This is a genomic window from Vibrio sp. La 4.2.2 (assembly GCF_027586995.1).
GTDB classification, from domain to species: domain Bacteria; phylum Pseudomonadota; class Gammaproteobacteria; order Enterobacterales; family Vibrionaceae; genus Vibrio; species Vibrio mediterranei.
In genome coordinates this window covers 108411-127806 of sequence record NZ_JAPPTJ010000005.1, presented here as the reverse complement: position 1 = coordinate 127806, position 19396 = coordinate 108411, and the positions used below count along the sequence as shown (strand labels likewise).

The following is a 19396-nucleotide window of genomic DNA, read 5'->3' as shown; positions in this document are numbered from 1 at the left end:
ACGTTAACGTCATGACAGCAAAAGTGAGAACTGTTCTCAATGTACTTTATAGCTTGGCAGCTAATTCGACACCTTGGCGAATCGCTCTAACCGCGTCCAGTTCACCAGCATAGTCAGCGCCACCAATAACATGCAATTTGTCACCAAAGCTTTGCCACTGCTCTTCGAATGGTTTTACAGACTCTTGTCCAGCGCAGATGACCACTTTATCTGCGGGTATCAACTGCTCTTCACCTTTGACAGTAATGTGCAGACCTTGATCATCAATCTTGTTATAAGTCACACCACCTAAAAGATGTACACCTCTCTTTTCAAGGGTTTTCTTGTGGATCCAGCCTGTCGTTTTACCCGGGCCTTTACCTACTCTGCCTTCTTTACGCTGCATTACCCAGACATTGGTATCGGTCACTTCTTCCGGGAATGGGAATAGACCACCTGGATGCTCGATGGTTTTGTCGATGCCCCATTCGTGTAACCAGTCATCTAACGTCTGACCATGAGGTTCAGTAATCATGCTCGCAACATCGACCCCAATACCGCCTGCCCCCATGATCGCCACGTTGTCACCTACTGGTGTCTTATCGCGAATCAATGTTTGATAGTCGATGACTTTATCTTGGTTATCGATACCTTCAAGCTTGGGCATTCTTGGCTGAACACCGGACGCCATCACTACTTCATCATATTCGCGTAGCAGGTCAGACGTCGCTTCGGTGTCAAGATGTAGCTTGACACCGGTCTCTTCAATACGGTTGGCAAAGTAACGGATAGTTTCTCTGAATTCTTCTTTACCTGGGATTTGCATCGCTAAACGGAACTGGCCACCAATGCGGTCACTCTTCTCGAAAAGATCCACAGAATGGCCTTTTTCCGCCAACATGGTCGCACACGCTAATCCGGCAGGTCCAGCACCTACAACGGCAATGGTCTTACTATTTACTGCCTTCTTGACGATTAAGTCCGTTTCATAACACGCTTGAGGGTTGACCAAACAAGTGGCGCGCTTGCCTTTGAATGCATTATCCAAGCACGCTTGGTTACAACCTATACACGTATTGATTAGTTGTGACTTGCCTTGCTCTGCCTTCGCGATAAAGTTCGGGTCGGCCAAGAAAGGTCTCGCCATCGAGACCATATCAGCGTGCCCTGATGAAAGTATCCGCTCGGCTTCTTCCGGTGTATTTATTCGGTTAGTCGTGATAACAGGCACATTGAGATAAGGACGGATTTTTTCGGTTACCCAGGTGAAAGCACCACGAGGAACTTGAGTGGCAATCGTCGGTACTTTCGCTTCGTGCCAACCGATACCAGTATTGATTATCGTTACGCCAGCCTGCTCTAGCGCCTGTCCAAGCTGCACTACTTCTTCAAAAGTACTGCCTTGCTCGACCAGATCCAGCATCGAGAGTCGGAAAATAATAATAAATTCTTTACCCACAGCCGCTCTTACTGCTTTAACAATTTCTAACGGCAAGCGGATACGGTTTTCATAGCTGCCACCCCATTCATCGTAGCGGACATTGGTGCGCTTGCAGATGAACTGGTTGATGAAATAACCTTCTGAACCCATGATTTCAACACCGTCATACCCTGCTTCTTGCGCCAGTGATGCGCTGTTTGCATAAGCGTCGATAGTCTTCCAGATTTGACGGCTGCTCATTTCACTAGGCGCAAAGGGAGAAATAGGTGATTTTATTTTCGATGCACTTTGTGAAAACGGGTGGTAACCATAACGACCGGCGTGAAGAATTTGTAATGCGATTTTACCGCCATGCTTATGAACAGCTTCAGTAACAACCTTATGCGCTTTAGCATGTTTTGGTTTACTAAATTCAGCAGCAAAAGGTGCAAGACGTCCGCGAAGGTTTGGCGCAAATCCGCCAGTGACAATCAGTCCCACTCCACCTTTGGCTCGCTCTTCATAAAATGCAGCAAGCTTATGCAGTCCTTCCTTGTGTTCTTCAAGACCTGTGTGCATCGATCCCATCAGCACACGATTACGTAGTTGGGTAAATCCTAAATCCAGAGGCTTAAGTAAGTTCGGGTACATAGCAGACTTCACTTCCGTTGTTATAGTTGTGGTCTGACCAGAATATTATGTAAAGGTTAAAAAATCAAACTAGCGTTTACATTTTCTCAACATTATTAAAAATTTTTCCTGAATATTTGAACTTAATCTAGTATGTTAAGTCTTTAATTTTTATTCACTTAAAACCTTGATTGAGTGATAGTGGCAACAAGCACGTACAATTACATTATTCATACAGCGAATCTGCCACGCCAACGCTACACTAGTAATTGATGTTTAGGGACAAAAACACTCACCAATTGGTGATGTGGAGAGATGATGAAAAAAGTATTTCGATTTATCGGTTTGATCTTCAAAGGGTTCTGGAAAGTCATTAACTTTACCAGACTTGCTATTATTAACCTGCTCTTCTTTGCTGTGATTGCAATGATCTATTTTGCTTTCACTCAAGTCGAACCTGCGCCAGCTACCGTCAAAAAAGAGTCAGCGTTAGTCCTGAACATTTCTGGGCCTATCGTCGAGCAAAGCAGTTATGTGAATCCTATGGATTCTGTCACTGGATCACTGTTCGGGCGCGACCTTCCAAAAGAAAACGTTCTGTTTGATATAGTAGATTCAATCCGCCACGCATCGACTGATGATTCTGTAAAAGGATTAGTGCTATCGTTGAGAGACATGCCGGAAACTAGTTTAACCAAACTTCGCTACATTGCTAAAGCATTGAATGAGTTTAAGGCGACAGGCAAGCCTATCTATGCCTACGGTGCTTTCTACAATCAAAGTCAATACTATCTAGCCAGCTATGCCGACAAAGTCTACCTTGCTCCTGATGGTGCGGTACTTATCAAAGGCTACAGCGCGTACTCAATGTACTACAAGACGTTACTCGAAAAACTCGATGTGACAACTCATGTATTCAGAGTCGGTACTTACAAATCCGCGGTCGAGCCATTCCTTCGTGATGACATGTCTGATGCAGCGAAAGAATCTGCCACTCGCTGGGTTTCACAGCTATGGGGCGCTTACGTAGATGATGTTGCCTCTAACCGTCAAATCGAAACTAGCGTTTTAACGCCAACCATGGATGAATTTCTTAAAGAACTAGAAGCTGCTGACGGCGATTTAGCCGCATTATCTAAGCAACTAGGATTGGTCGACGAACTTGTTACCAAACAGCAAGTCAATCAGGCTATGGTCGAGGCATTTGGTAGCGACGGCGATGGTGGCTTTAACGCTGTGGGTTATTACGAGTACTTGGCATCCATGCCATACGACCTACCTAAGCAACCCGACAACCAAGTTGCCGTCATCGTAGCGAGCGGCACCATCATGGATGGTGAGCAACCACGTGGTACTGTCGGCGGTGATACAACAGCAGCCCTTCTCAAACAGGCTCGTGAAAACGACTCCGTTAAGTCCGTGGTATTACGTGTTGACAGCCCAGGTGGAAGTGCATTTGCTTCAGAAGTGATTCGCAACGAGGTTCAAGCGCTGCGCGATGCTGGTAAGCCTGTCGTAGTGTCCATGTCGAGTGTTGCTGCCTCCGGTGGTTATTGGATTTCTATGAACGCTAATAAGATCATGGCACAGCCAACGACCATCACTGGTTCAATCGGTATCTTTAGTGTGGTAACAACCTTCGAGAAAGGGTTAAACAATATTGGGATTAATACCGATGGCGTTGGTACATCACCCTTCTCAGGCGTTGGTGTAACCACAGGCATCAGTGAAGGCGCGTCAAAAGCATTCCAAATGGGCATCGAAAATGGATATAAGCGCTTCATTACGTTAGTCGCGAATAACCGCAACATGTCTGTCACGGATGTCGACTCCGTCGCGCAAGGTCGAGTATGGACCGGTAAAGACGCATTAGAGCGAGGCTTGGTTGACCAGATTGGCGATTTTGATGATGCTGTCGCTCTCGCTGCTGAGCTCGGAGGTATGGAGAAGTACGATATCTATTGGGTCGAAGAACCGCTAAGCCCAGCGCAACAGTTCGTCCAAGATATTATGCAGCAGGTAAAAGTGAGTCTTGGACTCGACATATCCGCTTGGGTCCCACAAAGCTTACTGCCTGTCGCGACTCAGTTGCAACAACAAGCCAGTTTGCTGGAAAGCTTTAACGACCCAAAAGGCCAGTACGTACTGTGCTTGACCTGTAATATCCAGTAGGCATGCAGAGCTAACAAATTCATTTATCTAGAGCCACCAATCGGTGGCTCTTTTATTTGTTTTGGTTATAATCGCCTGCATCTGTTCCCCTTGATAATAAAGCGGTCCCTGGCATGACAAGAAAACACATCTATATTGCGTACACTGGCGGCACCATCGGCATGCAAAAGTCCGATCACGGCTATATTCCCGTCGCCGGTTTTATGGAAAAGCAACTGGCTAGTATGCCGGAATTCCATCGCCCTGAAATGCCAGAGTTTACTATTCACGAATACGAACCGTTGATTGACTCTTCAGACATGACACCTGCAGATTGGCAACAGATTGCTGACGATATTCGTGATAACTATGACAACTATGACGGCTTCGTTATTCTGCATGGCACCGATACGATGGCGTATACCGCATCAGCACTATCGTTTATGCTAGAAAATCTAGGTAAGCCAGTCATTGTCACCGGATCACAGATTCCTTTAGCGGAGCTACGTTCTGATGGACAAGCTAACCTTTTGAATGCACTGCACATTGCGGCTAACTATCCGATTAACGAAGTCACACTGTTCTTCAATAATCAACTAATGCGCGGTAACCGCAGTACCAAATCTCACGCCGATGGCTTCAACGCGTTTACGTCTCCAAACATGCCGCCGATTTTAGAGGCGGGTATCAATATTCAGTTAGGTAGTGGTGTAGAACTGAACAAAATGCCTGAGGGCAAGTTTAAAGTACACGACATCACACCACAGCCTATTGGGGTCATTACTATGTACCCAGGCATCTCACATGAAGTGATTCGTAACACGCTACTTCAACCTGTTAACGCTATGATATTGCTTACTTTCGGTGTAGGTAATGCACCACAAAACCCTGAGCTTCTCGCACACCTAAAAGAAGCCTCTGAACGTGGCGTGATTGTGGTCAACCTTACCCAATGTCTAGCAGGTAAAGTTAATATGGGCGGTTATGCCACTGGCTGTGCCCTAGCCGATGCCGGAGTTATCAGTGGTTTTGACATGACCCCAGAAGCGGCTCTAGCCAAGCTACATTACCTACTTAGCCAAAACTTGGGCTACGAAGAAGTTAAAGCCCAAATGTTAGAAGTGCTACGTGGTGAAATGAGTAAATAAGTCCTTACTATTGATCGTTTTAAAAACGCAGCTAAGCTGCGTTTTTTGCCATTAGACTTTGCCTAACACTGCATCGGCCGCTTCTTCAATGAGATCCAACACCAACTCAAAGCCCTGCTCTCCTCCATAGTAAGGGTCTGGGATCTCACTATAGGATGAAGAACCATGGCTAAGAAACAACGAAAGTTTGTACTTGAGATGTTGAGGACAACGTTGTTTAAGGTCGACCAAGTTATCCTTATCTGCGGCTAGAATCATGTCAAAGATCTCAAAGTCTTCATCTGTCACTTGTCGCGCTTTTATTCCAGAAAACGAGTAACCACGAGCTTCACCAGCGGCTTGCGCTCGCCTATCAGGGGCGTCACCGTGATGGTAGCCAATCGTCCCTGCTGAATCGATAAGGACCTCAACCCCTTGATTCGCTGCTCTAGAGCGTAATACCGCTTCGCCCGTTGGCGAGCGACAAATATTGCCCATGCATACAACGAGAATCGATGGTTTCTTTTTATTATTCATAGAGTTAACACCTAATTTCGCTCAATTTTCACGTCAAAGATACAAAAAATTTTAGTCGATAAATCAGGTACTTGTGAATAGTTTTGGAGGGATATTGGAGCGAATTTAGCCTCAAAACGACCACTCTGTATGAAAGTGAAAATCATCCCAACATTCTCAACTTCACATAACCAATTGAAAAGTAAATACATTATAGATTTCGACGCGTTCGCGAGACTGATTGTCAGTCTTAATTATCTTTAAGAGCAAAAAGTAATCACCAAACGGACTCTTGGCGTTTGGCCGGGTGTTAGCATCAGCAATGAAAGGAACAGAGTGTTCTCCAACTTATCTCAATCCAAGCAAGGGGAGGAAGTATGAGCGGCATTTTTACTTTACTGGCTTTAGTCATCTTTGGTTTGTTTTTGGTAACCAAAATGCGCAGTTACGAAGCTATCGGGAGCACCATCGAGCCTGGCGTTAACACCAAGGAGTCAAACTATGAACCAAACTGGGTATTTTACCAAGACCAAACTCAAAGCTCGGTCGATAGCAATTCGTATGAGCCAACTAACGACACCGATTTTGCATCGATGGACTTTACCAACCAATCTTATGTTGATGATGAAAACACCGTCATTAACCCAGCAACAGGCCTTCCAATGGTTGGAGGTATTGGCGGGATGGATACTATGGGAAATCCGTACGGCTACGACAGTCTGTCTCAAGGCACGTACCCAGACGATACCTCCTCAAGTACTGCTAATAGCGCTTTTGAAACTGATTCTAGCTCATGTACTGATTACAGCTCTGACGAATTCACTACTACAGACTGTGATAATAGTTGTGATAGCAGTTTTGACGATGGCTTCAGCACGGGATTGGATGATGACATGTTTTCGTAGGGGTTCGTTGTTGAGGCGGTTTAAGCGTTGAGTGCGGGAGATGGGAGTTTTCGAGTTAGCTGTGGTTTTAGCTGTGGTTTTGGGGCTAGCTCGAAAGTGGACATTTCTGAGTTAGCGGCTTTGGTAGTGAGCGAGTTTCTAGTATTATGAACTATTATTTAATGTGGAGGCTTACCCTTGTTCGTTTACGCTCTCGCTTGTCTTAGTCTAGTAGCTATTGGCTATATTTTGGGTGCCAATGAGTTGTTATCGGGCTTTACTGCTAGCTTGTTGCCTTCCATAGTTACAGGTGTTATTAGCTCTGTCATAGTGTCACTGTTCTTTATTTACAAAGAAGAAAGAAATAAAGCAAAAATAGCGGCACCAAAACTCAATAGACTTTTAACAGTTTTCCGTATTTATTACACCGAATACATGCTTACCCCACATATAAAGCCCGATATTGTAGGCTTCAAAGGATACTGTGAGGATGCATTTGAATACTTACCAAATAAGAACGATATTAGCTTTAGACAGCTTTATGAAAGAAGTCGTTACACTAGCTTGCATCATATCCTTAGTTTCGACTCAAAACATGAACAAGTAGGGTGTCTTTCTGGTTTAGAGGAACACCCACATTTAGATACTTTCTTATATATCACTAATGTAAAGATCAAAGAACTAATTATAGAGCTAGAGAAATACGCACATTGTTTAGACAAAGACGTCCTTGCAATTTTATTTGATTTACAGAACTCGTTGTACATATCTCTTTACGAAAGTTATTCAACTCCTAGCATTGGAACATGGAATCAGATGTTGGAACTGTATAAAGATATTGATACCTACGGTGAGGGTGCTATTTTAGATTCAAAAGTTATAGCAAATGTTAAATATTCTCCAAATAAAATGAGATCTGAAATTTTTCACCATATAGATGATAGTTTTGCATATTATTTTGATAAAATGAGCCTCTTGCAATTGGTTTATGATAAAAAATACAAAGAGTATTGTTGATTACTTATTCGCATAGTAGCTATACACAAACTTCTATCGAATTTACTCCCGTGATATACAAAGTGGTTACCAATGAAATATCTATCGGTTGGATTGTTTTTATTAAAAAATAGGCAATTACAGGGTATGGATAAGTATTCGATCTAACTAGCTTTGGGGCAGAACTGAGCTAGCCAGACGCAGCTAGCTCGAAATACTACTACCTCATTCATTCGCTATTTTGGAGTAGTCAATCCCCTTCACAGAAACTAGTAGGTCGGGGCGCTGTAATGTGATGTCATCAGCGATACTTTGAAGCCAGCATACGGTCTCCTCTAGGTTCATTTTTTCACCTGTATCTGGGTTTACCCAATTGCGGGACTCCCTCATACATATAAGAAGGCAACCGGTATGACATTTCTTGTGATTTAGATATCGTCCAACTAACTGATCAATTAATGCAACTTTCAGCGCAGAACCCGACCAGTTATTTCGATTATCATCGAGCTTGAGTTCTATAGAGGCATACCTATCGATGCGATCTACATTAAGTCGAATATCTGTTCTTTTTTCGCCAGCAACTACCGCTTCTTGAGTTACCGAGTAAGCACCACGGCTATCTTGATATAGGCAATTAGAAATAAACCTACGAAGCTCGGTTTCGCTATCCACTTTTCTCAATGTATCGACTATGCTTGCCTCATCATTGAGTAGGCTATGCTCAAAATCATCTAGCCTGTTATTCATAACCATAAATAGAGAACGGTCATCATAGGGTTGATAATTTCGCTCTCTATTAAATTGATTAAATCTCTCTACAGGCATTGGCTTCGGCTCTGAAATTCTAGCCGCGAGCTCAACAGCGGCTTGCTTTAGCCTACAAGACACGTCATTAAACAAAGGCATCGCTGATAACTCGTATAAAGTGTCAATTGTATGGAGTGATTCTACTTTAAATAAGCTTTCAAGTAGGAAGCTGCGAGCGTGCTCAGCGTAGTCCCTACTTCCCGGTCTAAAGGAGCCTTCTCTCCTTATATCAGAAGAAGGCTGAACAACTTCATAAGTGCGAATAACCAGTGGTTTCAATACGGCTAGCCTTTGAGTCGGCTCTATATGCTCAAACGTCGGTTGCTGCATGCTATGGCGGTCGCCAAAGACATTAGCAAATAGGTCTAAATTGCCATCAGCGTATCTATTTTCTGTAAACTCGATGATCCTATCGCAGCCTTTCACCACGTCGAGATTTGCCAACCTTGCAACCCAAGCATTACGATCATCAGCGGAATCAATAGAGTTATCGAGGAAGCTATTCACTACTTCAGCTAATAAGGCTTTAGGAGTGTCCGCACCAAACTTAGCTACTAATTCAAAAGCATACTTTAAGTCGGTATTGGAACCTTTGTTCATACCAGCTTCGATAATATCAAGTTTCGTCAGTATCGCTTTGATAACGCTAATTTTTACCACTAAGTAATCTGAATACAGAGCATCATGAAGTAGAGGAGCTTTGCCTAACTCAGCGAAATCGTCCAGTTGTCTCTGAGCCTCTAATGTAAATACTTCTTCAACAATGACGGGGTACGTGTCTGTTAGCGTATGAAGATAGTTAGCAAACTCATTGAGCTCGATAGTCGAGATTCTTACAGCCTGACGAACCTGCTCATCAGTCAAACCTATCGGCCAACACTTACTTTCAGACTCGCACTTAACAGCGGTAAGAGCCATCAAGGTCTGATAAGAAAAAGAGTTCTTAGCTTCGTTATTTCGTTCACTGAACAGTTGTACATCCGCTGCTTTCCAATAATCTGATAGCCTTGGCCTCAGGGCATCGACAAAGTTTTTGGAGAAGGCTCTTTCAATCAAATTAGAGTCCCACCCCCCCCACGTTGAACTCTCACTACTCTGTTCTAGAAATTTGAACAGGTTGTAAGTCGTGTTCTCATATTCATCCTCACCTAAACAAAAATCCTTACTAGCAAGAACCTCGTCCCTCCACCCCTTCCAATCTTTGACCCTTTTAGCTTCCTCTTCAGCGAATTTTTCCATTTCTTGGCGATGTTCAAGTTCGTATTCATCAGGTTCTCGTTCAGGAGGAGTTAGGGTTCGCTCTAACATATCTGCATATTCAGTACCTGCAGAAAGTGATGAAGACAAGAACTCAATTGCTCTTGAAGAAGACTCATATTTAACAAGCTGAATTATTTGATTAAAGGCTGCGTCCTTTTTATTTTTTGATTCGCCCTCAATAAAAGCCCGTTCTAACCACGGAAGATCGTTAGTAGTGAATGGCGATAATATGTTTTCATAGTCAATAAGATAATCGCTAAACACGAAATTATAATGACTCTCAAGCTCTTCTACTAAGCATAAACAAGCCCAATAATATGCTTCCCTAAGCTCTACATTCTGTGACAACAACTTGACGAGCGCTTCAGTTTCGCGTCTCGCAATAATACTAGTTCTGCGCTCGCCGAAGTGAAAAGCGATTGCAAGACACCAAGCCCACTTTTCAACACTCTCTTGCTCAGCAGGCACAGTTAAAAAGCAAGCTTGGATTACAGCGTCCACAAAATGGTTGTATTTTGAGTTACCGTTGTAGATACGACTCTTAGCGCACCGAGCATCCCATACTGCTTGAGCAAGCTCATCTCTAAGCCAATACTTTTGGTCGTCCGACAACGATTCAGACTTGATTGAGTTCATTATTGAGAAACCTAATCCATGTACATTGTTAGGGGTCTCTGGCAGGCATTTTGCGACTGCAAAAAAATCAAATACACACATAGCATCTGGAATAAGATTGCTTAATATGCCTCGAACTAGCTTGTGTGGCCACTCCCCCTTAAGAACAGCTTTTCCGACTTTTTCTTTCTGTTCTTGTCCCCCAAATTCAAGCACGCTCCATCCAGCGTAAGTTCTCTGGTGTATAGGCAAATCTTCATCAAATAATGCATTTAATGCCAAATCTGCACACGTTGGCATTGGAGCGAGATAGATTAGCTCTAAAAGTAACTCCCGTGTATCAAGGCCTGAATAAGCTATTTCCCATAACTCGCGAATAACAGGTGATAGCTCTGGTGTCGACAACCGCTTCAGATCGGAAAAATCAACTCGTATACCTCGCCACGTTTTGTCTTGCGAGTACATATCAACGTATTTGCGAATAAGCTCTTCACGGCACTCAACGGTAAGCAAAGCTGGGATTCCTTGACGAAACATCAAAGAAGGGCTGCGTGCTTTAACCTCGTTGTATATATCGGGATACCACAGAGCTAACCACGCCGTCACTGGTTCCATACTTGGAATTACTACTTCTTCATTTTTTACGCGCGCAAATAACTGGCTAAATAAGTCATTTGTATTGAGGCCTAACTCCCTTAACTTTCTCAAGCGCAACGCAGCCAGATACTCTTGGGTAGAACGATGGTGGAACCTGAATGAACCAACTCCTGTTGGGTCAAAGATCGGCTTACCAAGTAGCTCCGCACATTCATCAAATGTCCAATCAGTCAGTACATCTTGAATCTTTAGGGCACTTTCTTTACTTGCAGCAGAAGTCGACTTTATTGATCTCGTTTTAGTCATAAAAAAAGCTAATGCTACTCGTTCTGCGCCATCGAGAGCTTTGTCTTGACTAAGACAGTTCCGCTTTTTATCTGATATTTCGCGAAGCTTTTGATTAATGCCATAAACAAGTTGCTCCTCTAAATTACCTAATTGTCCTTGGTCTGCTAATTGATCGAGGGCCGACATGATTTCGTAGGGGAAACGATATAAATGCCAAAGCTCTTTCTCTGATAACTGGCGTTCAAACTGTTCTGAGACACTTGGAGAGTATAGTTTCGCAAATTCCAGAGCTTCGCTCCGACTAAAAGGTAGAAGGCTTACCACTCTGATCCTTTCAGAGGAGTCCTGATCACCAATCTCCCGCTCAGATTTATTATTAGCCCATTCCTTACGTGAAATGACCTGTAAGAAAACCTGCTCTCCGTCTTTAGGTTGTAACTGCGTCTGGGCTATTTTTTCCGGCGGCAGTATTGTTGATAGAGCTTTAACATCAAACTCCTCATTCCAATCACTTGGACGACAAGATATAAAAAATCTTGATCTCGAGAGGGCTTCGCCGAGAGTATCTCTAACTTTCCTCAAAGCCTTACGAAGCGTTCCTTGGCGAAGCTTAAGCTCATCTACAGCATCCAAAAAGAACACCGCCGTCTGATCAGGGGCTGCAAGCCAATCTTCCCATGCATATTCTTCTTCATCTGACAATATATCTAGAATTTCACTGTCTTGGAGCTGCTCAAGCGGTATGAAAAACGATACCTGCCCATTAGCCCGGAGTATTTCATTTCGTCTTTTAAACTCATGAGTTTTTCCACATTTACCATCAGCGAGTACAACGACGCAGCGGTTGTCCTTAAAATCATCCCAACTCAGACAACCTGATGCATGTTCGCCCCATAAGGATAAAAAGTCGGGATCGACAAGGTGCTTTTCAGAGGGTTTTGCGAATCGGCGTTCTATCGGTACATGATGGATGGTCATACTATGTAATGTTCCTGATGAAGAAGGTGTCACTGATTTTATATTCTCATATCCGCGGTAATTTTCTAGCATTACCCTCTTGATTCAATGGGGTATATGTACGGATATAGCAGCTAGTTCATAGACTGGTAAGTCCTCAACTTACTAGACATTACAGACATAAGAAAAAGTAGGTCAAACCACCTAGTGTAATTTGTGAGGACGAGCGTCACAGGCACGGAAGGGGGCAGATCTGAATTGCGGTGATCTACCCCGCCAGCAAGGAGATGGAAAAAGGTGTACAAGTGGCTCTTATAATTTAGCTACCCACAAAATAACTTTGAGTATCCAAAAATGAAGCTTGGCACCATTCAGAGAGGTGCCGAGCTTGATGGATATTTAACATAAACTGTATTCGACTAAAGATTCGTCACATTGAATAGCCACGAAAGCTGAACCGAGTTGAAAAAGGCTTCCACTCATAGGAAGCCCTAGTCGAAAGCTATGGCTGCCTATTATGACCGTGACCGACACCGTAAACAGTTGCTCCCGTGTCAACATCAATGCCAGGGGAGTTCGTCATAAACTCTTTGTACTTTCGATTAAGTTTTTTTGCCAGATTCCATACATAGATGATTGCAAGCAGCACCAGTATGTATGGAATCGCTCTTATAGGTTCAAAATTAGTCATAGGTTGATCCATTCCGGGGACAACACGCTCTATAAAGTGATACCCTATTACAATTAAAGCTAGACCTACACCCAAGTAAAATTGGATCTTAAGATGTTCAATCATGACATTGTCTGGTCTGTGCTTCCCGAAATAATAATGAATTTCATTAAGGTCATCTTTCTGCAAAAACTGCCTTTCGATATTGGCAATTATCACTAGATTTCGATTGTACCAGTAAGCCGCATCGAGAAGGTGGCACATTAACCAGAAACAAAGTAGAAGAACGATACTTGCTGCGATATCTAGTGACACTACTTTCTTCTCTACTAGTGCGAAAATAGCAAAAGCACCTATTAGTACCCCGACGCACTGCCAAACAACCATAATATGTCTATTGATGTCATTAAACATCTGGTCGTACATCTTTAACAAAAGCTCTTCTCGTTTATTCATACAGCCTCCTTAAACCAGTTTCTAACGTGTTCATGAACCACGTAGTCTTCCCATATTTTGTTTATGTTTAGGATTGAATCTCGTATACATCTTTCATAACCACCTTCTGGATGAGCTCTAAATCTGGTTCCATCAAAATAGTCTCCAAATCGCGCATCGTACGTGAACCGATTACAGTCCATTGAGTAGACTTTTAGTTTGTCTGCTAAAGCTCTTTGAACATCAGGTCTGCCTCCAAGTAGGTGCACTGGTCTATCAAAACTTTCGATAGAAACTTGAGTGCCGCCATATCGCGTTGGTACACTGTATGCGAGTATGAAGTTAGAAGGGATAAGCTCACTTAAACGTTCATTGAGGTTTGGGTCTTTGGGGACGATAGCTACTTGCTCAGAGTGTAGAAGAAGTTGTTCAGCTTCTTTTAGTATCGAATCTAAACTGAAAATACATTCAACGTCGCGAGCCATTGTAATTCTGGGTTTATGTGTTGCTACGACATCTAGGTGTTTTGAGAAATCATAATTCTTCCAATCAATATCGACAAAACCAATACCCTCAAAATCAAAAGTCTTCACATCTCTCATGTTGGTATATCGTGCCGCGGGGTGCCACCCCTCATTTGCCGCCAGTCCTACAGCTTTTTTACTGTGAGCTATGAACTTCAAGATTTCCATGCTGTTCTCACGCCTAATTCCTTTCGTTTTGTAAGTGTCTTATTTTTAAATAAATTTTAATCATATTCAACACTAATAATTGGCTCCTTGTTGCGCATGTCTATTATTATAAATGAAGGTGGTGCGGAAAAGTTGTGTATGATACTTAGTGTTTCGTTTTTGAATAACACGTAGAATCAGAGAGTTCCTCAACTATCTTGTCATGTTCATAATTGGTAGCTTTTTATTACGACCTCTCTAGCGCTAACCATGAACAAAAGCACTGTAATTTCTGTGGCGCGATTTACCACTGAGTCATTGCGTTGACACCGAATGGGGCAAAACGTGTCACGACACTCTAGCAGCCAGACGTAAAAACCTCACAATCACTTCTAGAGCCTGATAACCACATCAAACTCTATGCCCTCCAGAAAGTACCTTGTAAACCGTAGAACGGCTACACGCGAGCTCACGGCTAATAGCATGTTTGCTCCAACCGCTGTTAGCTAACTCCCTTATGCGATCATGTAATGCCAAGTTAGGATAACGACCAAGGTGCTTTCCTTGCTGTTTAGCTCGTTTTCTCCCTTCATTGCATCGCTGCAATATTCTTGAGCGCTCCATCTCTGCAAACGCTCCGATTGTGGTATAGATAACGCGCCCCACGTCACTGTTTATGTCTAGGTCGCCCAAGTCATGACAAATGAGCCCTGAGCCCTGCGCGCTCAATTGGTCGGCGACGCCAAGCGCATCGATTGTATTTCTGGCAATCCGGTCAACCTTGGTGACATGCACAATGTCCCCTTCCCTGGCAAACTCAAGAAGCTGCTTTAACCCCTGACGCTCCGCGCTCTTACCACTGGCTTTATCTTGATAGATCTTTTCACAACCGATACGAGTAAGCTGTTCAACCTGAACCCCCAAATCTTGTTCATCGCTACTAACACGAGCATAACCAATCAACATAAACCCTCCTCGAAACTGTTCAATAAGTCCCAGCAAAAATGAAGACATGTACAGCAAGTATTTTGCCGACTTAACGTACAGTGATTACCTTACCATTTGGCCGTTTTGCTCAAGTCCGAAAAGGTACACCTTTTTGGACGGTCTATTCGACGAATGCCTGAAACAAGCAGAGAATTGAAACTCGGATAACACTGCCTTTCCAACTCCTGCTCGATAGTTAATCTTAACTCGGCCATTGGTTCCAAACCCAGAACTGGAAAGTTGCTGTTAGCTGGCTCAGTCATAGTTCCCTCCTGTGTTTCTTTGTTCTAGTAAAGCACTGGGGAAGCGATAGAAATTCGATTAAGCTGCCCAAATGACACCTGTTAGTACCATTTAGTGAGTTTTCTTCAGGCATGTGAGGATGCCCTGCCAATGTAAGTTCTTTAGAGCAATCCCAGAAAAGGGAGATGTCTTGAGCCTCACGTGAACCTGATCAGCAGTGATAATCGCGCTGGCCGTACTCAAGATTAAGGCCTGCTCTTTGTACCGTTATTCATCCCCACAAGTAAACTTAGAGCGCGCTCAAGGCCGCGTTGGCCATGTTTGCAATAACAAGAGCGCCCCGCGACATTGCCCAGCAGATTGGCGGTTTCAAAGCTTGTTTTACACGCTTGCTAACCCTGTCCGTCGCTCAAGGCCGCTATGGCCAAGTTGTACGATTTAAGCAACTACGATAAGCGTCAGTGAAGATACTTTCTCTGCGATAGTCGCGCTGGGTATGGGATTTTTTGTCAGTAAAATTCCCCCCAGAATAAATTTTGGGTGGAAAGTGGGTAGGGTCTCCACCCAATAAGCAAAATTTCGGATTTTGTAGGCTTTCCACCCAATTACCCAAAACAGACTATTTTTGGTTTTTACCCAACCCTGCAAGTCTATGATTTATCGCGATATTCTGTTTTTCTTCTGCTTTTGTGCCAACGTCAAAATACGCCTTCCACCCAATAAAGCGAAACATGATACTTTTCATGACTAAACCATTAACGTAATACGTTGTTTTAATTTTACTTTTTGTTTTTCTGCCGAATTTTCCCTTGGTTAAAAGAGGGCTCTCCACCCAATAAAGGAATTTCACTTGTAATTAGCAACAATCAATTTTTGTAAGGTTTTGTTTTTAAGATGTTTTTCTAAATACTCACAAATTTGCCCTGCACTTTCCACCCAATAAAGAGAAATCAACGCTGATCTTGTCGCTAACTGCACTTTGTGTTTTCTCATTTCCTGATGTGTATCGAGTGGTGATTAAAGCCGTAGTTCAGAGCAAGAAAGCTATCTGAACAAAACGTACTTTGCTCCTTCGGTATTTCTCCGATGGCCTACCCCAAAAAATTTTTGTGCACTCGTTTTTGGCTGCTTAATCCCATTGCCACCATTTCGGCCTCGCTAATCTAGAAAATGTAAGTAAACGGACTTTTTCGGTTCAACCCAAAGGTATGATGGTCGGTTACAGCAAGGCGATTGGCTGACTCAGGCAACAATTAAGGTCAGGAGTGAACTATGCATATTACGATTCGGGAATGGGCAATCCAAGAGTTTGGCTTTGCCCCAAGTGCGAGTACGTTGGCGAGCTACGCAAAAACAAAGCAGATACACCCTGCTCCGGTCAAATTCGGCGGAAAATGGATGTGCGATGAAAAAGCGGTATTTGTCGGCCTTTGCTCAACAGACTCTATAGAAATCACCGACCCTGTCGTAGCTAGGATTTTCCGTCATGGCAGCTAGACCTAGAGCACACAATCTAAACGTCCCCAATCTCTATCAGAAATTTGATAGGCGAAATGGCAAGGCGTACTACCAATACCGAGATACTCGAACCGGTAGATTCCATGGATTGGGAACCGACAGAACAACAGCGATTAAGGTTGCGACAGAGCTTAATCGACTCATCGCTGCTCAGCTAGTCGAGCAATATCACCACATTTTTAATGCTAATCCTACCAAGAAAAAACGAATGGGGATCAGTACCGGCGAATGGTGTGAACGATACATGGAGATTCAAGCCGAAAGACTTGAGACTGGTGAAATCGTTGATGCTACCTTCAAAACACGGAGAAGTGGCATCAAAGTCCTAAATGACAGGTGTAAGCATGTTGCTATCAGGGAGCTCGATACAAAGACTCTCGCCATCATCATTGATGAGTATAAACGGGAAGGCAAAACACGAATGGCTCAAGTTCTGAGGTCTATTTGGATTGATGTATTCAAAGAGGCTCAACATGCTGGTGAGGTTGAAGCTGGCTATAACCCTGCCTTAGCGACCAAGCCCCCAAAAACGAATGTTCGCCGTTCACGTCTAACCGTATCTCACTGGGAGCAAATCGACCGCGTATTGAAAGAATCACCTCATGTCTATTGCTACCACGCCGCCCTTCTCGCTTTGACGACTGGCCTGCGTCGAGAAGACATTTGTCACCTCAAGTTCTCGGACATTGAAGACGGTCTACTCTACGTTGCCACAAGTAAATCTGGGCAGAAAACGAAACTGGCCTTCCCCCTCACCCTTCGTAATCCAATCCTCGATATGACGCTCGCTGCGATTATAGGGATGTGCCGAAAGACGGACATTGTGTCACGTTATCTCGTTCATAATGTAGCGCGAGTACATAGCACGAAGCCAGGTGACAAGGTCAACGTCAACACAGTCACTCGCAGGTTTGCCGAAGCTAGAGACAAAGCCAATCTAAAATGGGAAGGCACCCCTCCTACTTTTCATGAACTAAGATCATTGGCTGAACGCACATACCACGAAGCAGGTGTTGATACACAAAAATTACTTGGTCATAAAGACCGTAGAACGACGGATAAGTACTCAGATAACCGAGGTAGTGAATATGTTGTGGTGGGTGAGTGAATCGGTAGTCGCGAACAGTAAATCCTGGTCAAAAAGTTACGTTTGTAGCCAATCCATGAATATGCCAACTCCTAGCATATGAGCAGGAAGTTGCGACAGAATCGATTAGTGAACTCCGCGTGTAGGTAGATTCAAAAACACTCTTGTGGACAAACTATGTCAGTTACATACTAAACTAGGATGGAACTGATCAACACGGGTGTGAACGCACAATTACAGGATGAGCAACGCAATATCCAAATTTCTGCATACCACCGCAAACATCATACGCAACGAATAGTGAAAATACCACGCATAGCGAATCACTAATAAACAGTTTGTAAGCTTATCTTTTTCCTTTGTAGGTTATCTCGTCTGTGTATATCCCAATATCTTTTCGAACTTCACTCAAGAATTTAAGCATTTCTACGCGAAAGACATGAAAATCAAAAGTGTTCGTCTCAATCGAACTATACATGTAGTCTATTAACTCCATGAACATATCAAAAACGTCGGAAGAAGCGAAAAGTGCCAATTGAGCAGTCATGTGAAGCCTTTGCTTGTCAAAGCCTCGAATGTAGTCAGGAGTTAGCGTTTCTTGATGAGTAATGTTAGCTACCAAATCGACCAACGGTATGGATACTGACTTATAGAGCTCTAGTTTTTGATAGTAGTTTATCTGTTTATTTGCAGTTAACTCACCTAACTTGTTTCTATATTCCTCAATCTCCAAAGCCATTTTTGATTGTTCTTTTTGTAAGATTCGTTGAGCCCATATTTTTCCAAGAAAACTCGAAGCTCCAAGGACAATCGCTGCTCCTCCACCTAACGATACTAATATCGCTTGAGCTATGCTAAATGCACTTTCTTCCATAACTTCCTCTAATAACACCTTGCTAACGGGCAACAGCGCGGTGGCACTTGAATTAAATATTGTGCCATAACGGAAGTCGCCAAGCGTTGTGAGTTCCTGTTAAGTAATTTGTTAGCTATGAGATTCCCACATCTCAATTGCTTTCTTGACTTTCTCTAGCTCTAACCGTAACTGTGTACGGTCATAACGTAGACCTGCCGCTCGCTCAGTCTCACCAAACCCATCAGCCCACTTTAGTTCCTTGTTGATTAAAGTAATCTGTTCTTCAATCGTAGAGAGCCTATTCTTCAGTTCAGCAATCTTCCTTGCTTTGCCTTTTTGAGACAATAGTAAGAGTCCTGTACAAATAAAACCACCAAAAAGAGTGCCTACTGTCAGCGAAGATATTTTTTTAGCAGTTTCAAAATCGGTAGCTGCATGCTGAATAAGTATGTCTAGAGCATCCACTAATGACAAATATTGAACTGCCCCTAAAAATCCTATCGCAATAAGAATTACAGGGAACTTTAATACATAGCCATTGTTCATAACTATGTATATCAACAGGAAGAGCGGAAGAATCGAAATTAAAATAGTATAGTCAAACATTAGTTTTTACTCTCAATAGCTAACGCTCGCTTAAGCGCTGAGTGAACCTGTGACATGTTTGAGCAAAGCGAGTCCGGCACGCGTTTACGAAACCAT

At 43.3% G+C, this 19396-nt stretch carries 16 protein-coding genes; 6 read left to right on the top strand and 10 right to left on the bottom strand.

The annotated features are described in order from the left end of the window. Positions 1–46 precede the first annotated feature (46 nt). A complete protein-coding gene (locus OH456_RS12545; RefSeq protein ID WP_236111321.1) occupies positions 47–2050 on the bottom strand; it encodes an NADPH-dependent 2,4-dienoyl-CoA reductase in 2004 nt (667 codons plus the stop codon). Positions 2051–2347: 297 nt separating this feature from the next. Between OH456_RS12545 and sppA the strand changes: the two genes are divergently transcribed. Next, positions 2348–4201, top strand: coding sequence for a signal peptide peptidase SppA (sppA, locus tag OH456_RS12540; RefSeq protein WP_006070051.1), 1854 nt, complete (start codon positions 2348–2350; stop codon positions 4199–4201). Positions 4202–4314: 113 nt separating this feature from the next. Continuing rightward, positions 4315–5328 carry an asparaginase gene (gene ansA / locus OH456_RS12535; RefSeq protein WP_031493949.1) on the top strand — a complete coding sequence of 338 codons (1014 nt, stop codon included), beginning with the start codon at positions 4315–4317 and terminating at the stop codon, positions 5326–5328. 51 nt (positions 5329–5379) lie between these two features. Here ansA and OH456_RS12530 read toward each other — a convergent pair whose 3' ends face one another. Continuing rightward, positions 5380–5844 (bottom strand): low molecular weight protein-tyrosine-phosphatase, encoded by a 465-nt coding sequence (locus OH456_RS12530; RefSeq protein ID WP_270033568.1) that lies wholly within the window; start codon positions 5842–5844, stop codon positions 5380–5382. A gap of 356 nt (positions 5845–6200) precedes the next feature. Between OH456_RS12530 and OH456_RS12525 the strand changes: the two genes are divergently transcribed. Together OH456_RS12525 and OH456_RS12520 are read left to right on the top strand one after the other, a co-directional pair. After that, complete coding sequence (locus OH456_RS12525; RefSeq protein WP_270033567.1) at positions 6201–6728, top strand: hypothetical protein; 528 nt, start codon at positions 6201–6203, stop codon at positions 6726–6728. 177 nt (positions 6729–6905) lie between these two features. After that, entirely contained in the window at positions 6906–7724 is an 819-nt protein-coding gene (locus tag OH456_RS12520; RefSeq protein ID WP_270033566.1) for a hypothetical protein, read from the top strand. Positions 7725–7928: 204 nt separating this feature from the next. Here the strand turns inward: OH456_RS12520 and OH456_RS12515 are convergent, their stop codons facing one another. From OH456_RS12515 to OH456_RS12490, 6 genes are all read right to left on the bottom strand, one after another. After that, complete coding sequence (locus OH456_RS12515) at positions 7929–12248, bottom strand: hypothetical protein (RefSeq protein ID WP_270033565.1); 4320 nt, start codon at positions 12246–12248, stop codon at positions 7929–7931. A 481-nt stretch (positions 12249–12729) separates the two neighbouring features. Further along, positions 12730–13353, bottom strand: a complete 624-nt coding sequence (locus OH456_RS12510; RefSeq protein ID WP_270033564.1) for a hypothetical protein — start codon at positions 13351–13353, stop codon at positions 12730–12732. Continuing rightward, positions 13350–14024 carry a DUF6610 family protein gene (locus OH456_RS12505; protein WP_270033563.1) on the bottom strand — a complete coding sequence of 225 codons (675 nt, stop codon included), beginning with the start codon at positions 14022–14024 and terminating at the stop codon, positions 13350–13352. Before OH456_RS12505 ends, OH456_RS12510 begins: the two co-directional genes overlap by 4 nt. A gap of 390 nt (positions 14025–14414) precedes the next feature. Further along, positions 14415–14969, bottom strand: coding sequence for a recombinase family protein (locus OH456_RS12500; RefSeq protein WP_270033562.1), 555 nt, complete (start codon positions 14967–14969; stop codon positions 14415–14417). 89 nt (positions 14970–15058) lie between these two features. Then, on the bottom strand, positions 15059–15253 hold the full coding sequence (locus OH456_RS12495) for a hypothetical protein (RefSeq protein WP_270033561.1): 195 nt from the start codon (positions 15251–15253) through the stop codon (positions 15059–15061). Positions 15254–15852: 599 nt separating this feature from the next. Further along, on the bottom strand, positions 15853–15978 hold the full coding sequence (locus OH456_RS12490; RefSeq protein WP_270033560.1) for a hypothetical protein: 126 nt from the start codon (positions 15976–15978) through the stop codon (positions 15853–15855). A 527-nt stretch (positions 15979–16505) separates the two neighbouring features. On the opposite strand from OH456_RS12490, the gene OH456_RS12485 reads away from it, so the two are divergent. Then, on the top strand, positions 16506–16730 hold the full coding sequence (locus OH456_RS12485; RefSeq protein ID WP_112478899.1) for an excisionase: 225 nt from the start codon (positions 16506–16508) through the stop codon (positions 16728–16730). Beyond that, complete coding sequence (locus tag OH456_RS12480; RefSeq protein WP_270033559.1) at positions 16720–17859, top strand: phage integrase Arm DNA-binding domain-containing protein; 1140 nt, start codon at positions 16720–16722, stop codon at positions 17857–17859. The genes OH456_RS12485 and OH456_RS12480 overlap by 11 nt, the downstream gene beginning before the upstream one ends. 325 nt (positions 17860–18184) lie before the next feature. Here the strand turns inward: OH456_RS12480 and OH456_RS12470 are convergent, their stop codons facing one another. Together OH456_RS12470 and OH456_RS12465 are read right to left on the bottom strand one after the other, a co-directional pair. Beyond that, a complete protein-coding gene (locus OH456_RS12470; RefSeq protein ID WP_270033557.1) occupies positions 18185–18712 on the bottom strand; it encodes a hypothetical protein in 528 nt (175 codons plus the stop codon). Positions 18713–18823: 111 nt separating this feature from the next. Beyond that, a complete protein-coding gene (locus tag OH456_RS12465) occupies positions 18824–19300 on the bottom strand; it encodes a hypothetical protein (RefSeq protein WP_270033556.1) in 477 nt (158 codons plus the stop codon). Between the last annotated feature and the right edge of the window lie 96 nt (positions 19301–19396).

Excerpts from the sequence above, each read along its gene's own strand:
- OH456_RS12505 (WP_270033563.1), bottom strand. The coding sequence starts at position 14,024 with ATGGAAATCTTGAAGTTCATAGCTCACAGTAAAAAAGCTGTAGGACTG.
- OH456_RS12470 (WP_270033557.1), bottom strand. The coding sequence starts at position 18,712 with ATGGAAGAAAGTGCATTTAGCATAGCTCAAGCGATATTAGTATCGTTA.
- OH456_RS12465 (WP_270033556.1), bottom strand. The coding sequence starts at position 19,300 with ATGTTTGACTATACTATTTTAATTTCGATTCTTCCGCTCTTCCTGTTG.
- ansA (WP_031493949.1), top strand. The coding sequence starts at position 4,315 with ATGACAAGAAAACACATCTATATTGCGTACACTGGCGGCACCATCGGC.
- sppA (WP_006070051.1), top strand. The coding sequence starts at position 2,348 with ATGAAAAAAGTATTTCGATTTATCGGTTTGATCTTCAAAGGGTTCTGG.
- OH456_RS12525 (WP_270033567.1), top strand. The coding sequence starts at position 6,201 with ATGAGCGGCATTTTTACTTTACTGGCTTTAGTCATCTTTGGTTTGTTT.
- OH456_RS12490 (WP_270033560.1), bottom strand. The coding sequence starts at position 15,978 with ATGAAAAGTATCATGTTTCGCTTTATTGGGTGGAAGGCGTATTTTGAC.
- OH456_RS12530 (WP_270033568.1), bottom strand. The coding sequence starts at position 5,844 with ATGAATAATAAAAAGAAACCATCGATTCTCGTTGTATGCATGGGCAAT.
- OH456_RS12515 (WP_270033565.1), bottom strand. The coding sequence starts at position 12,248 with ATGACCATCCATCATGTACCGATAGAACGCCGATTCGCAAAACCCTCT.
- OH456_RS12510 (WP_270033564.1), bottom strand. The coding sequence starts at position 13,353 with ATGAATAAACGAGAAGAGCTTTTGTTAAAGATGTACGACCAGATGTTT.
- OH456_RS12480 (WP_270033559.1), top strand. The coding sequence starts at position 16,720 with ATGGCAGCTAGACCTAGAGCACACAATCTAAACGTCCCCAATCTCTAT.
- OH456_RS12495 (WP_270033561.1), bottom strand. The coding sequence starts at position 15,253 with ATGACTGAGCCAGCTAACAGCAACTTTCCAGTTCTGGGTTTGGAACCA.
- OH456_RS12485 (WP_112478899.1), top strand. The coding sequence starts at position 16,506 with ATGCATATTACGATTCGGGAATGGGCAATCCAAGAGTTTGGCTTTGCC.
- OH456_RS12500 (WP_270033562.1), bottom strand. The coding sequence starts at position 14,969 with ATGTTGATTGGTTATGCTCGTGTTAGTAGCGATGAACAAGATTTGGGG.
- OH456_RS12545 (WP_236111321.1), bottom strand. The coding sequence starts at position 2,050 with ATGTACCCGAACTTACTTAAGCCTCTGGATTTAGGATTTACCCAACTA.